Below are 14,310 nucleotides of genomic sequence, written 5' to 3' on the forward strand. Positions count from 1 at the left end.
TTTCGCGTGCCCGGGCGCACACTCCCGGCGCGTCGCCCGGACGTCATAAGCAAAAACGATTGTGGTACCATTCGGGTTTTGTCCGAGACAGGGTTGCATCATGGGTGGTTTGAAGCAGGAGTTAGGTCTGGCTCAGGGAGTGGGCCTCCTCTCCACATCATTACTGGGCACCGGCGTCTTCGCCGTTCCCGCTCTGGCCGCGCTGGTTGCGGGCGATAACAGCCTGTGGGCGTGGCCGGCGCTGATCCTGCTGGTTTTCCCGATAGCCATCGTCTTTGCCGTACTCGGCCGCCACTATCCCAGCGCCGGCGGCGTGGCGCATTTCGTCAATATGGCGTTCGGCCCCCGCATGGAGCGCGTGACCGGCTGGCTGTTTTTGTCGGTCATCCCGGTGGGATTACCCGCCGCGTTGCATATCGCCACCGGCTTCAGCCAGGCCCTGTTTGGCTGGCACGACGGCCAGCTGCTGCTCGCCGAACTGGGGACGCTGGCCATTATCTGGTGGGTGGGTTCGCGCGGAGCCAGCTCCAGCGCCAATCTGCAAACGCTGGTGGCGATCCTGATTGTTGCCCTGATTGTCGCTATCTGGTGGCGCGGCGGTATCGATCCGGCGCACATCCCCTTCCCGGCGCCGCAGGATGTCGATCGCTCGCAGCTTTTTGCCGCGCTGTCGGTCATGTTCTGGTGCTTTGTCGGCCTCGAGGCCTTTGCCCACCTGGCTTCGGAATTTAAATCCCCGGAGCGCGATTTTCCGCGCGCGCTGATGATTGGCCTGCTGCTGGCCGGTACGGTCTACTGGGCCTGCACCGTGCTGGTGCTGCATTTTCACGCCTTCGGCGAGGACATTGCCGCCGCCGCGTCGCTGCCTGATATCGTGGTGCGCCTGTTCGGCGTCCAGGCGCTGTGGGTCGCCTGCGTCATTGGCTACCTCGCCTGCTTCGCCAGCCTCAATATCTATATTCAAAGTTTTGCCCGCCTGGTCTGGTCGCAGGCGCAGTACAGGCCTGAGAGCCGTCTCGCCCGCCTGTCGGCCCGGCAAATCCCGCGCAACGCGCTCAATGCGGTGCTGGCCTGCTGCGTCATCAGCACCCTGTGCATTTACTGGCTCGATATCAACCTCGACGCGCTGATCGTCTACGCCAACGGCATTTTTATTATGATTTATCTGCTGTGTATGCTGGCGGGCTGCCGGCTGCTGCAGGGGCGCTATCGGGTGCTGGCGGCGATCGGCAGCCTGCTGTGCCTACTGCTACTGGCGATGGTCGGCTGGAAAAGCCTGTACGCGCTGGTGGTGCTGGCGGCGCTGTGGCTGCTTTTACCCCGGCGCCGGTCGCTGAGCGAAACCCCGGGCGCTCGCCAATAAAAAAGCCGGAACGCGCTGCGCGTATCCGGCCTGTCACTCCACGCGCCCGGCGGCTGCCGGGCTGGCTGGATTAGCGATCGTCTTTGTGGTCCAGACGGTCGCGCTCATCATCTTTACGCTGATACTCACCATCAAAGGTATCGCCGCCCCCGGTTCCGGCGCTGAACCCGCCGCCCGGCATCCGGCTAAAGCGCAGATGCGGCATCAGCTTGAGGGTCAGGTGTTTTTGCACCGGCGGCAGCAGCAGAAGCAGGCCGAGGAAGTCGGTAAAGAAGCCCGGTATCAGCAGCAGCAGGCCGGCAATAATCAGCGATACGCTTTTGATCATTTCCGCCGCCGGGCTTTCGCCGGCCGCCATTTTTTGCTGCATCAGCATCAGGTTTTTGAAACCCTGGTTGCGCACCAGCGACATCCCGACCACCGAGCTGAAGATCACTAAAATCAGCGTCAGCAGCACGCCCAGGACATGGGAAACCTGGATAAAGATCGAGATTTCAACGTAAACGTATAAAAAAAAGGCAAAAAACGGAATCCAACGCACCGGCGTCTCCTTCATTAGCGTGCGCCGCTATCGGCACCCGCAGCTATAAGATGTGCTATTCGCATCCCATCAATATTGGGCTAACGCGGGACTTTTCAATCAGCGGAAACGCTTATTTTTTTCAAGAACTGCAAAGCGGTGACTCATTTCACAGATTAATAATTCTTATAGACCCCACTACATAATAAGTGATCAAGATTACTGATATTCGCTATCATCAGCATATGATCGTGGGCACCAGGCCGATTAAGGAAATAATCTTCGGCGAGAAAATGCGCTAAACCCTATAAATTCTGCGTATTTGGTGAATTCATTGGCAGCTTGAAAAAGAAGGTTCACATGTTAAACAACATTCGTATCGAAGAAGATCTGTTGGGTACCAGGGAAGTTCCAGCTGACGCCTACTACGGCGTTCATACTCTGAGAGCGATTGAAAACTTCTACATCAGCAATAGCAAAATCAGCGATATTCCCGAGTTTGTACGCGGCATGGTGATGGTGAAAAAGGCCGCAGCCATGGCCAACAAAGAGCTGCAAACCATTCCTAAAGGCGTCGCGAATACCATTATTGCCGCATGTGATGAAGTGCTGAATAACGGCAAGTGCATGGATCAGTTCCCGGTTGACGTGTTCCAGGGTGGCGCGGGTACTTCCGTCAACATGAACACCAACGAGGTGCTGGCGAACATCGGCCTTGAGCTGATGGGCCACCAGAAAGGCGAATACCAGTACCTGAACCCCAACGATCACGTTAACAAATGTCAGTCCACTAACGATGCCTACCCGACCGGTTTCCGCATCGCGGTGTATGCCTCCCTGCTGAAATTAACCGACGCTATTAACCAGCTGGGCGAAGGCTTCCAGAGCAAAGCCGTTGAGTTCCAGGACGTCCTGAAAATGGGTCGTACCCAGCTGCAGGATGCGGTACCGATGACCCTCGGCCAGGAGTTCCACGCCTTCAACGTTCTGCTGAACGAAGAAACAAAATGCATTCTGCGTACCGCAGAGCTGCTGCTGGAAGTGAACCTCGGCGCCACCGCCATCGGCACGCGCCTGAATACCCCGGACGGCTATCAGCAGCTGGCGGTACAAAAACTCGCGGAAGTCAGCAGCCTGCCGGTTGTTCCGGCGGAAGACCTGATTGAAGCCACCTCCGACTGCGGCGCCTACGTCATGGTGCATAGCTCGCTGAAACGCCTGGCGGTGAAGCTGTCTAAAATCTGTAACGACCTGCGCCTGCTCTCTTCCGGCCCGCGCGCTGGTCTGAACGAAATCAACCTGCCGGAGCTGCAGGCGGGTTCATCCATCATGCCGGCCAAGGTTAACCCGGTGGTGCCGGAAGTCGTCAACCAGGTGTGCTTCAAGGTGATCGGCAACGACACCACCGTCACCATGGCCTCCGAAGCCGGCCAGCTGCAGCTGAACGTGATGGAGCCGGTTATCGGCCAGGCGCTGTTCGAGTCCATTCATATCCTGACCAACGCCTGCTACAACCTGCTGGAAAAATGCGTAAACGGCATTACCGCTAACAAAGCGGTGTGCGAAAGCTATGTGTACAACTCCATCGGCATCGTCACCTACCTCAACCCGTTTATCGGCCACCACAATGGCGATATCGTCGGCAAGATTTGCGCCGAAACCGGTAAGAGCGTGCGGGAAGTGGTGCTGGAACGAGGTTTGCTCACCGAAGCGGAGCTGGACGATATTTTCTCTCCGCACAACCTGATGCACCCGGCCTATAAAGCAAAGCGTTTTACCGATGAAAGCGAACAGTAAGCTTTCAGGTTAAACTCAACGAAGGCATGTCAGCAATGACATGCCTTTTTGCTTTTCTGGGTTTACGAAATCACAACAATTCAATATCAACTTGTTAAAAAACAAGGAAGGAACATATGTTTGGTGCAGAGCTCGTCATTGTCCTGCTGGCTATTTACCTGGGTGCCAGGCTGGGCGGTATCGGTATCGGCTTCGCCGGGGGTCTGGGCGTCCTCGTCCTGACCTTAATCTTTCAAATCAAGCCCGGCGCGATCCCCTTCGACGTCATTGAGATCATCATGGCGGTCATCGCCGCGATTGCCGCCATGCAGGTTGCCGGCGGCATGGACTACCTGGTCAGCCTTGCAGAGCGCCTGCTGCGCCGTCATCCGAAGTACATCACTTTTCTCGCCCCGCTGGTCACCTGGTTTATGACGGTCCTCGCGGGAACCGGCCATACCGCCTTCTCAACTCTGCCGGTGATCACCGAAGTGGCGAAGGAACAGGGCATTCGCCCCTCCCGCCCGCTGTCGATTGCCGTCGTGGCCTCGCAGATTGCGATTACCGCCTCGCCAATTTCCGCCGCGGTGGTGTTTTTCGCCGGCATTCTGGAGCCGCTGGGCGTCAGCTACCTGACGCTGCTGGCTATCTGTATTCCGGTGACGCTGATTGCCGTGATGATCACCGCCGTGGTGTGTAACTTCCTCGGCTGCGAGCTGAAAGATGACCCGGTTTACCAGGAGCGACTGGCAAAAGGGGAAGTCAAACTGCGCGGAAGCCAGGTGTTCCAGCTGAAGCCGCACGCCAAACGCTCCGTGCTGCTGTTCCTGATCGGGATCGTCGCGGTCATGTTCTACGCTACCGCCATCAGCGATACCGTCGGGCTGATTCAGAACCCGGTACTGCCGCGCAACGAAGCGATCGTGGTCTTCATGCTGACCATCGCCACGCTGATTAGCATCACCTGTAAGATCGATACCAGCGAAGTGCTCAACGCCAGCACCTTTAAATCCGGGATGAGCGCCTGCGTCTGCGTGCTGGGCGTTGCCTGGCTGGGCGATACCTTCGTGAAGGCACATATCTCTGATATCCAGGCGGTGGCGGGCGATCTGCTGCACAACTACCCGTGGCTGCTGGCGGTAGTGCTGTTCTTCGCCGCAACCCTGCTCTACTCCCAGGCCGCTACCACCAAGGCGCTGATGCCCGCGGCGCTGCTGCTTGGCGTGAGTCCACTGACCGCCATTGCCTCTTTTGCCGCGGTCTCCGCGCTGTTCGTCCTGCCGACCTACCCGACGCTGCTGGCGGCGGTCGAAATGGATGACACCGGCTCTACCCGCATCGGCAAATACGTCTTCAACCACGCCTTCCTGATCCCCGGGGTGATCGCCATTACCCTGTGCGTTATTTTGGGGTTCATCATCGGCGGCATCGTGCTGTAAAACTGCTTAAATTCGGGCCACATCGTGGCCCGTTTGATTAATCCCCCGCATCTTGCGTGCTATAGTGCCTCTTTTCGCTGATACGAGGTTCACGATGACTACGCCTGATGCCGTTGTTGTACTCTGCACCGCGCCGGATGAAGCGACCGCCCAGGATTTAGCGGCCAAAGTGCTGGCAGAAAAGCTGGCCGCCTGCGCCACTCTCCTGCCGGGCGCGACCTCCCTCTACTACTGGGAAGGCAAGCTGGAGCAGGAGTATGAGGTGCAGATGCTGCTGAAAACCGACCGCGCCCATCAGCAGGCGCTGCTGGAGTGCCTGAAGTCCCATCACCCGTATCAAACCCCCGAATTACTGGTTTTACCCGTCACTCACGGAGACACTGATTACCTCTCATGGCTCAACGCATCATTACGCTGATTCTGCTGCTCTGCAGTACATCCGCATTCGCCGGGCTATTTGATACTCCCGGCCGCTCAAATTTTGTGCCTGCTGACCAGGCTTTTGCCTTTGATTTTCAGCAGAGCCAGCACGAGATAAACCTAACCTGGCAAATCAAGGAGGGTTACTATCTCTACCGCAAACAGATCAAGCTCAGCGCCGCAGACGCCGCTTTCCTTGAGCCATCTCTGCCGTCCGGCGAATGGCACGACGATGAGTTTTACGGCAAAAGTGAGATTTATCGCCAGCGGCTAACCGTGCCGGTTACGCTCACCCAGGCCGCCAAAGGGGCCACGCTGACCGTGACCTGGCAGGGCTGCGCCGACGCCGGCTTCTGCTATCCGCCGGAAACTAAAGTGGTGCCGCTCAGCGCGGCGCTGGCGCTCTCCAGCGACGAGCAGGCTCCCGGGCGCCCGGCGCTTCCCGTCGCTGGCGCGCCGAAGCTTAACCCGCCGCTCCCGGTAGAACCGCGTCCGGCGCTGGCGCTCGCGGAACGGCCGCCGGCTGCGACCCCCGCACCAGAGCGGCCCGCAGCCGCGACGGATGGCAGCCAGCTTCCGTTCTCCGCGCTCTGGGCGCTATTAATTGGTATCGGTATCGCGTTTACGCCCTGCGTGCTGCCGATGTATCCGCTGATCTCGGGTATCGTGCTCGGGGGCGAACGCCAGCTGTCCACCGCCCGCGCGCTGCTGCTGGCGTTTATCTATGTCCAGGGGATGGCGCTGACCTATACCGCGCTGGGTATGGTGGCCGCCGCCGCGGGCCTGCAGTTCCAGGCGGCGCTGCAGCATCCGTACGTGCTGATCGGCCTGTCGGCGGTCTTTATTCTGCTGGCGCTGTCGATGTTTGGCCTGTTTACCCTGCAGCTGCCGTCATCCTTGCAGACGCGCCTGACGCTGATGAGCAATACCCAACGGGGCGGTTCCGCCGGCGGCGTGTTTGCCATGGGCGCCATCGCCGGGCTTATCTGCTCGCCCTGTACAACGGCGCCGCTGAGCGCGATTCTGCTGTACATCGCGCAAAGCGGTAACCTGTGGCTGGGCGGCGGCACGCTGTATCTCTACGCGCTGGGCATGGGGCTACCGCTGATTCTGGTCACCGTGTTTGGCAACCGTCTGCTGCCGAAGAGCGGCCCGTGGATGGCCCATGTGAAGACCGCGTTCGGTTTTGTCATCCTGGCGCTGCCGGTGTTTTTACTGGAGCGTATCCTGAGCGAGGTATGGGGGCTACGCCTGTGGTCGCTGCTGGCGGTGGCCTTCTTTAGCTGGGCCTTTATCACCTCCCTTGGCACCACGCGTCCGTGGCAGCGCATCATGCAGATCGTGCTGCTGGCCGCCGCGCTGGTGAGCGTTCGTCCGCTGCAGGACTGGGCGTTCAGCGCGCCGACGGCGCAGCAGCAGGCGCACCTGGCGTTTACCCGCGTCAGCACCGTCGATGAGCTCGATCGGGCGCTGGCGCAGGCTAAAGGCCGGCCGGTTATGCTAGATTTGTACGCTGACTGGTGCGTGGCCTGTAAAGAGTTCGAAAAATACACCTTTAGCACACCGGAAGTGCAACAGGCCCTGAAAGATACCGTTCTGTTGCAGGTAGACGTCACAAAGAACAGCGCGCAGGACGTCGCCCTGCTGAAGCATCTGCGGGTGCTCGGCCTGCCGACGATTCTGTTCTTTAATGCGCAGGGAGAGGAGCAGCCCGCGCAGCGCGTCACCGGCTTTATGGATGCCGCGGCATTCAGCGCTCATTTGCGCGATCGGCAACCGTGAGCGACACTTTAGGAGGTAAAATGGAGGAGAAAACCGTGCAACGTGAAGATGTTCTGGGTGAAGCCATACAAATTCTTGAAATCGAAGGTATTGCTAACACCACGCTGGAGATGGTCGCCGAGCGCGTTGCTTATCCGATCGATGACCTCAAGCGCTTCTGGCCAGACCGCGAAGCGCTCCTGTATGACGCCCTCCGCTATCTCAGCCATCAGGTTGATACATGGCGTCGCCAGCTGCTGCTGGACGAGACGCTAACGGCGGAGCAAAAGCTGCTGGCGCGCTATGCGGCGCTGACCCGGTGCGTGAGCAATCACCGCTATCCCGGCTGCCTGTTTATTGCGGCCTGTACTTTCTATCCGGATGCACAGCACCCGATTCATCAGCTGGCTGAACAGCAGAAGCAGGCTTCGCTCGCCTATACGCACGAGCTGCTGACCCAGCTGGAAGTGGACGATCCGGCGATGGTCGCCAAACAGATGGAGCTTATCATCGAGGGCTGTCTGAGCCGCCTGCTGGTGAAGCGCAGCCAGGCCGACGTCGACACCGCCCAGCGCCTGGCGGAAGACATCCTGCGTTTTGCCCAGTGTCGAATGGGCGGCGCGTTAACCTGATTCCGATATCTTAACCGATCCTTCGCGCATATAATTTCCCTCTCACCGACATGCTGACAGGGTTTTATATGCGTTCTCTCCTTTGGGTTGCCATCATCGGGCTATATCCGATATCGCTACTGGCGGCTCCCGTACAGGGTTTTTCTTTCGCGTATAAAGACTGGGAAGTCGCCTGTGATAATACCGGCACCTGCCGGGCCGCGGGCTACGGCGTCAACCTCGGTGAAGTCAGCGTCCTGCTGACCCGCAGCGCCGGCCCGGATCAGCGGGTGAGCGGCCAGGTGACCTTTGCCCAGACCGATCGCGATATTCCCCCTGACGCCACCGTGCGCCTGCTGATCGACAATCAGGATCGCGGGACGCTGGATGCCAAAGACGACAGCCACTTCCGCTTCGACAGCACGCAAACGGCCGCGCTGATCCAGGCCCTGGAGCATGAAAGCCGCATTGAGATTTCGCTCAACGGGGAGCGCAAGACGCTCTCCAGCGCGGGCAGCAGCGCGGTATTTCTCAAGATCGACGAATTTCAGCAGCGCCTGGGCACTGCGGATGCGCTGCTGCGCAAAGGCGATGCCGACGATAGCAATACGCTGAACGCGCTGCCCGCCCCGGAGATTATCGCCGCCCCAACGCTCCACAACGCCCAGCCCGAACCGCTGACCGCCAAACAGCGCCAGCGCTTCCTCCCGGAGCTGGTCCCGCTGCTGAATAGCCGCTGTGACGACTGGCAAAACAAAGATATTCCCGCCCAGGAACGACAAATCACCGCCACCGCCATCGATAAAAGCCATTGGCTTATCCAGGCGCTGTGCTGGCGAGCCGCCTATAACGACGGTTACGCCATGTGGGTGGTGGACAGCGCCCCGCAGGCTAAACCTCAGCCGATCTCCACCGATGCCTCCAGCTATGCCGATGGCGTCATTGCGTTCTTCAACAAGGGCCGCGGCATCGCCGACTGCGTGAGCGGGGAGGAGCGGGTCTGGGACGGCAAAGCGTTCGTCCAGAGCCTGAAATATACCACCGGCATGTGCCGCGAAATTACCCCCGGCGGGACCTGGATGCTGCCGACCTTCGTCAGCCAGGTGCGTCCTAAGCAGCAGAAAGATGCCGATAATCTCGCGCTCAAGGCGCTGTATAGCGCCGTGCTGAAAGAGCAAAAGGCCAACCCGGAGCTGGAGCTAAATAAGATCGCCGAGCAGTTCCCGCTCACCGGACACGTCACCAACTTTACGCTGACCTATGCCGACGATACCTTAGTGTCAACAAACAAGCCTTCCGCCGATATCAGCGACGATGAGTGGCAGGCGTTTCTCCATTCCGATATCAGCGCTGATTCAGAAAATGGCAAGGTCAGCTTTACGCTTATCGACCTCGATAACGACGGCAGGCGCGATTTGATTATCGACAGCTACGTCGGCGGAACCGGATTGTTCAGCTATACCGGGGTCTTAAAACGCGGCGATGACACCTTTGATAGCGTCAACGGCAGCGATAGCGATGACGACGATGATTTTGACGCCGGCGTACCCGGCGCGCTGTACTCCCTCAACGGGCGCGGGGCCAACCAGTGGAGCCAGTGGGTCAGAATTAACGGTCAGGTGTATGCGCTTTGGTACAACGGCCAGTTCGGCGAGGATAATCTGTATCTGCTGCGTCCCTTCAGCCCGACGGACAGGACCCCCGCGGTGACAATTCGCTACCGCTACACGCTGAATACCATCAGCTCGCCGGAGAAAGACCAGCCGTTAACCCCGGCGCTGAATGCCAAAGATAAGGCGGATTTACTCAAGTCGCTGGAGGTTATGCAGGGTACCCTGCTGAAAGATAAGCCGCAAACCGATAGCGACGCGCCGATTTGCCCCATTCCTCCCGGCACCTCCTCCGACGATGCGGATAACTACTACAGCGGCGTCCCCTCAAACTATATCTATGAAACGGTGGCCTATATTCCCGTCTGGCTGAACGATAAATGCTTCATCGGCACGATTTTTAGCCACCACGGGACCTACCGCCACGGCGTCGATGCGGAGATTACCATCAGCTCCCCGCGCGAAGACGAAGAGGTGATCGGCGACTATACCCTTTCCGGTTTACGCCACGTCATCTCTGCGGTCAGCGGCTGGAAAATCCGTCAGGGCGACAACGGGATGATGTGAATTATGGCCAAAACGCGGCTTTTGATGCAAAACTGCCGTAAAGTTAAGCAATCGGCAGGAAATTCAAGAAATGTGGTTGACGCGCGGGGTGGATTACGGTTTAATTCGCCCCGTTGCCCGGATAGCTCAGTCGGTAGAGCAGGGGATTGAAAATCCCCGTGTCCTTGGTTCGATTCCGAGTCCGGGCACCACTATTCAGAGAACCCGCCCAAAAGGCGGGTTTTTGCGTTTCTGCAGCCGGACTCTCCATCAAACTGCGTTCGATTATTCGCCGCTAGCGGCTCACCCCTTCGGGGCCGGCGCGACAGGCGCGCCGTTCAACGCCTTCGGCGTTAGTCCGAGCCGGGCACAAAATTCAATTTAATGGTGTCTCAGAACGCCCTGAAACGTTAAAAAGAACTCGGTAAAAGAAACCAACGCCGCATCTGGTGCCGCTGTCAAAACAGGCGGTCACGGTGCTGAAACAGCTAAAATTGCAGGCCGGAAACAGTAAGTTGCTGTTGAACCAGAGAGTGCCGACCAGATCAGATACTCTTCATCGTCCTCATTCAGCGCCGGGCAGCTGGTAAACCCATGTACCAGACTACATTTTCAGACAGTTTGAATCAAAACGGTGGAATACCCATTCTGTTGATTTATATATTAAATCCGGGATCCATATATCCACCGCCCTTTCCCCTCTTCTTTTCCGGGTAGATAAGATCGTATATCATCGCCCTCATTCCAGCTAGATTTATCAATGACTGGAGCTCGCTTTCCCCTTGATATATAGAGCAAACCCTCCGCCATCGGAAACGATACAGGTCGCGTTAAACATAACACCTCTCCGATTCCAGCCCCGTTTGCGCCATGTATAAGACACTGACGGGCAGAAATAAAAATGAACAATGATGAAGTAAGAAACTACAGCAAAGATATTTATGGGATGAATGAAAAAAATAGCGCGAACGATCAACCGAAGCGGTTTCGTACTTATTTTTTTATTCCTTTCACCCCAAGCGGGGTATTGCCCGAGAGTTTTTATTTTGAAATATTTGTCTGATATCTTCATATTATTTTTAATTTTCATAATTTTATTCTTTATTCGACAGTCATCATCTGCCAAATACTCTTTTTAAGAACACAATAACAGCATATACATCTATATCAAAACTATAGTTTGGATTTATTTAAGTTATAAACATAAAGCTCATTAAAAATTAACCATTGACTATGCATGTTAAATATGACAATTTTTTAATCAAAGGGATAAATGAGAAGCATTCATCTTTAAAGGAGATATCAGTGGTTCGTATGCTACTTACGGATAAATAGTATATTCTCGGCCTGTATTATCAATATGCTGAATGACTAATACATCATATCTGAGGAACAAAATCAGCGAGTCGTATGGCGACGCTGTAGGTAATAGTAATTCATATGTTCCCTACACCCAATAAACCTCAACATACAGGTTTATTGGGTATAGGTAGAAAAGACAAATAATTAACAAGGGAAATAGCGCATGAGAGAATTGGCTATTGAGGAAATAAATACCATTGCTGGTGCTGAATGCACCCTTAATGGACTTGGACAGTCTGCAGTGAGCGTTGGTATTGCCGGTGCAGTTGCCGGGATGGCAACCGGCACTATGACGCTGCCTGTCTTCGGTACTGTTGCTGGTTGGGTGGGCGGAGGAATCCTTGGTACAGTTGGGGGAGCAGCAGGTTATGCTGGGACATGTTGGTGGAATAACAATACTCAGAATTAGTCTGACAAGCCTGATTCTTTTTATTCTCACACTACTAGTTAATATTTATTTCAATGAAGAAAAGGGGTTAATAAAACCGGTCATTCAATCAATCATTTCCACCTTGATTTTTGGTGGTGGATTATTCTTGTTCTCAAGAAATAAATGATCTAACTTTTACCGGATAATCAACAAAAAGATGTTAGCGCCTATCCTGGCCGGAGTTATTGGCGTAGCCAGTTTGAACACCGACAGCGCGCAGAAACCGGAGCGTACATCTAGTACGTGGGGATTTTGAGCAGTGTCCAGGGCCAAAATGGCAAATAAAATAGTCCTAATAGGATAGGCTCTTATTCTACTTTATACAGGCATATATTTTATCTGTGAATACAATTATAAGCCGCCGAAAATGAATAGTAGACCACTAGTGGCATTATCGCATCAGCGTTAGGATCGCTATATACATACAAAACCCAGATAACATCAGATATTCCTGAACGGATATAAAATAAAATGAAAAATCTATCAGCTCTTACCGAATGTCTGGTCCCTTTCATCGCAAAAAAAGTGACTACCCGGCTGCTCTGGACTAATAATTTAGATAACGCTCAACTGAAGGAAGTCATACAGGCGACGAGTTACCTTATACCGGAGAACCAACGGCATTCAGTTTTTGACGCTCGCGTCCCTATATTGAACGACGAAAAAATATTTTATGCCGAACGCTACGGCGGTGACGCAATTTCGTTTAACGGCGGGGGGGCACGCTGCGGCTTCGATGGTCGCTGGCAAGTTAAAGGTATCGGGGCCAACGCACTTGTTGGCCAAGGAGCCAAACAGGTCGACGGTGAGTTGACGTTGACTGGCGCAGTGCTGGAAGCTATTTGGGGTGGCTTATTAGCTAAACTTCTGCCATATGGCGTGGTGCCAAACAAGGCAATCTTGCTAACTAAAATTGCTCTCGCCAGCAAAACGACATCGGTTTCATCATCGGTCCATTCCCATCGAGTCTTGCTGGTTCGCGAATCAGTAGTGCGCCCTGCACATTTTTGCCGGGCCCCCTATTATCAGCCTCATGCCGACATGCGCTTACAGCAAACAGACAGTGCGCGGGTTGAAAAGCAAATCGCGATAGCCCCCTCATTGTTACCACGTCCTGCTAAGTTTGAAGATGAACAATGGGCAGCTCTGAAGCAGGACGAGCGTGCTCTGTATGGACTTTGTGAATTAGCACAACGACTTGCCACGCAGATAGCCTGGTGCCGCAGCCGACATTTAGTCATGATGACTTCACCTTCCAATTGCGACATACAGGGCCGGTTACTCGATTTCCATGGCGTACGCAGCGTTTTCCCTGTCGAGCGTCGTGAAGCCGGTAGCAGTTACGTCCAGTACAATAAATTGAGCGAAGATGCGCCACTACTGCTGCAAGGTGTTCAGGATCTCAGTTTTTACCTAGCTAAGTTCCTGTTTGGTGCTGGATTTCTCGCCACTGCACAACAAGCCATCGATAAGTCTTTCAGTCTCGCATACAGAAAAACCTGCTTTCTGGAGAATCTGGGAACGGTGGGTTTTGACAAAGAATTTTTACATTCTCTTCATCTTAACGACGAAATGGTTGCCCTGGCCGATCGTTTACAACGCATATTCGACCTCTCAGCGGGTATGTTCACTCAGCGCCTGGGCCTGTCCTACGGGCATGAGCACCCTGCCATCTCCCTGCTACATCAACTGATAGATGATTCATCAAATGCCGCACCAGAAAAGAACCCCAAAACTGCAGGAGAACGGTTTTCGCTGACATTCCATCAGCTTTACACAGATTACCTTCATAAATATCTGTCACAGGGGAAAACAGCTCAAGAGTTACGAAAAGCGATGAAGCGTACTGTTGCCAGGAAGCTGGCTTCCCGCGCTTTTATGAGTCGTGGGGCCATCAGCCAGGAGATTGCAAGTTGGCAAGGTGAACCTGAGGCAATTTCTGAACGACTACATACATACCAGATTCGCTTCGAACGTTTGGCGTTACAAATTCTGAAATAATAAACTTGAGGATATTTTGTGAGCTTTATTACAGAAAGTCAGAATGGTAAAAATAAATTTAGCCAGTTTGAAAATCTTGGCTTTGCCGTCAGTTGTATGTTAATGAACAATAATTACAGCCTCTACCATGTTAAAACGCTTCAGCTGTGGACCCACAAAGCCATTAATCTTAACCAGTTCAAAGTGTTATTCGACCATAAAGAAAATCCCATAGGATATATAACCTGGGCGTGGTTCAGGAATGATACGCTGAATCGTCTTATTTACGACCCTTTATTCTTACCCCATACATCCGAATGGAATGAAGGAGGTACGCTTTGTATTCTGGATTTTTGCTGCCAGCCAGGAAGCGCCAGATTGTGTATGGATTATTTGAAAGATGTATCACCATTTATTGAAAGCAACCACATTGTCTGGCGCGCTAAAAAATCGGGCAAATTGATGACAATGAAAAAAAACAGAAAAGTGTAG

Annotated in this window: 12 protein-coding genes and 1 tRNA gene; 11 read left to right on the top strand and 2 right to left on the bottom strand. The window is 54.6% G+C overall.

Features of this window, described 5'->3' with window-relative positions:
- Positions 1–100 precede the first annotated feature (100 nt).
- Positions 101–1,363 carry an L-methionine/branched-chain amino acid transporter gene (gene yjeH, locus PFH44_RS02885; protein WP_283824238.1) on the top strand — a complete coding sequence of 421 codons (1,263 nt, stop codon included), beginning with the start codon at positions 101–103 and terminating at the stop codon, positions 1,361–1,363.
- A 70-nt stretch (positions 1,364–1,433) separates the two neighbouring features.
- Here yjeH and PFH44_RS02890 read toward each other — a convergent pair whose 3' ends face one another.
- The gene (locus tag PFH44_RS02890) at positions 1,434–1,904 is read right to left on the bottom strand and encodes an FxsA family protein (RefSeq protein WP_045853506.1); all 471 of its coding nucleotides are present in this window, start codon (positions 1,902–1,904) and stop codon (positions 1,434–1,436) included.
- 339 nt (positions 1,905–2,243) lie between these two features.
- Here PFH44_RS02890 and aspA point away from each other — a divergent pair, with 339 nt between their 5' ends.
- The 7 genes from aspA (at position 2,244) to PFH44_RS02925 (ending at position 10,258) form a co-directional block, all read left to right on the top strand.
- A complete protein-coding gene (gene aspA / locus PFH44_RS02895) occupies positions 2,244–3,680 on the top strand; it encodes an aspartate ammonia-lyase (protein ID WP_045853384.1) in 1,437 nt (478 codons plus the stop codon).
- A 116-nt stretch (positions 3,681–3,796) separates the two neighbouring features.
- The gene (locus tag PFH44_RS02900) at positions 3,797–5,098 is read left to right on the top strand and encodes an anaerobic C4-dicarboxylate transporter (RefSeq protein ID WP_045853385.1); all 1,302 of its coding nucleotides are present in this window, start codon (positions 3,797–3,799) and stop codon (positions 5,096–5,098) included.
- 94 nt (positions 5,099–5,192) lie between these two features.
- Positions 5,193–5,516 (top strand): divalent cation tolerance protein CutA, encoded by a 324-nt coding sequence (gene cutA, locus PFH44_RS02905; RefSeq protein WP_041143683.1) that lies wholly within the window; start codon positions 5,193–5,195, stop codon positions 5,514–5,516.
- Positions 5,492–7,300, top strand: coding sequence for a protein-disulfide reductase DsbD (locus tag PFH44_RS02910; protein ID WP_283824239.1), 1,809 nt, complete (start codon positions 5,492–5,494; stop codon positions 7,298–7,300). Before cutA ends, PFH44_RS02910 begins: the two co-directional genes overlap by 25 nt.
- Before the next feature lie 35 nt (positions 7,301–7,335).
- Positions 7,336–7,911, top strand: a complete 576-nt coding sequence (locus tag PFH44_RS02915) for a transcriptional regulator (RefSeq protein WP_045853507.1) — start codon at positions 7,336–7,338, stop codon at positions 7,909–7,911.
- Positions 7,912–7,979: 68 nt separating this feature from the next.
- Positions 7,980–10,067, top strand: a complete 2,088-nt coding sequence (locus tag PFH44_RS02920; protein ID WP_283824240.1) for a DUF1176 domain-containing protein — start codon at positions 7,980–7,982, stop codon at positions 10,065–10,067.
- A gap of 115 nt (positions 10,068–10,182) precedes the next feature.
- Positions 10,183–10,258 (top strand) — tRNA-Phe (locus PFH44_RS02925).
- A 545-nt stretch (positions 10,259–10,803) separates the two neighbouring features.
- On the opposite strand, the gene PFH44_RS02930 is transcribed toward PFH44_RS02925, so the two are convergent.
- The gene (locus tag PFH44_RS02930; RefSeq protein WP_283824241.1) at positions 10,804–11,136 is read right to left on the bottom strand and encodes a hypothetical protein; all 333 of its coding nucleotides are present in this window, start codon (positions 11,134–11,136) and stop codon (positions 10,804–10,806) included.
- A 435-nt stretch (positions 11,137–11,571) separates the two neighbouring features.
- On the opposite strand from PFH44_RS02930, the gene PFH44_RS02935 reads away from it, so the two are divergent.
- From PFH44_RS02935 to PFH44_RS02945, 3 genes are all read left to right on the top strand, one after another.
- Entirely contained in the window at positions 11,572–11,817 is a 246-nt protein-coding gene (locus tag PFH44_RS02935) for a bacteriocin (protein ID WP_123709929.1), read from the top strand.
- Positions 11,818–12,309: 492 nt separating this feature from the next.
- A complete protein-coding gene (locus tag PFH44_RS02940; RefSeq protein WP_283824242.1) occupies positions 12,310–13,839 on the top strand; it encodes a hypothetical protein in 1,530 nt (509 codons plus the stop codon).
- 18 nt (positions 13,840–13,857) lie between these two features.
- A complete protein-coding gene (locus PFH44_RS02945; protein WP_283824243.1) occupies positions 13,858–14,310 on the top strand; it encodes a toxin-activating lysine-acyltransferase in 453 nt (150 codons plus the stop codon).

The sequence above is a fragment of the Klebsiella sp. Ech2A genome (genome assembly GCF_030078455.1).
Lineage (GTDB): Bacteria > Pseudomonadota > Gammaproteobacteria > Enterobacterales > Enterobacteriaceae > Klebsiella > Klebsiella terrigena.

Coding starts and splice junctions, on each gene's coding strand:
- yjeH (WP_283824238.1), top strand. CDS start 101: ATGGGTGGTTTGAAGCAGGAGTTAGGTCTGGCTCAGGGAGTGGGCCTC.
- aspA (WP_045853384.1), top strand. CDS start 2,244: ATGTTAAACAACATTCGTATCGAAGAAGATCTGTTGGGTACCAGGGAA.
- PFH44_RS02900 (WP_045853385.1), top strand. CDS start 3,797: ATGTTTGGTGCAGAGCTCGTCATTGTCCTGCTGGCTATTTACCTGGGT.
- cutA (WP_041143683.1), top strand. CDS start 5,193: ATGACTACGCCTGATGCCGTTGTTGTACTCTGCACCGCGCCGGATGAA.
- PFH44_RS02910 (WP_283824239.1), top strand. CDS start 5,492: ATGGCTCAACGCATCATTACGCTGATTCTGCTGCTCTGCAGTACATCC.
- PFH44_RS02920 (WP_283824240.1), top strand. CDS start 7,980: ATGCGTTCTCTCCTTTGGGTTGCCATCATCGGGCTATATCCGATATCG.
- PFH44_RS02930 (WP_283824241.1), bottom strand. CDS start 11,136: ATGAAAATTAAAAATAATATGAAGATATCAGACAAATATTTCAAAATA.
- PFH44_RS02935 (WP_123709929.1), top strand. CDS start 11,572: ATGAGAGAATTGGCTATTGAGGAAATAAATACCATTGCTGGTGCTGAA.
- PFH44_RS02940 (WP_283824242.1), top strand. CDS start 12,310: ATGAAAAATCTATCAGCTCTTACCGAATGTCTGGTCCCTTTCATCGCA.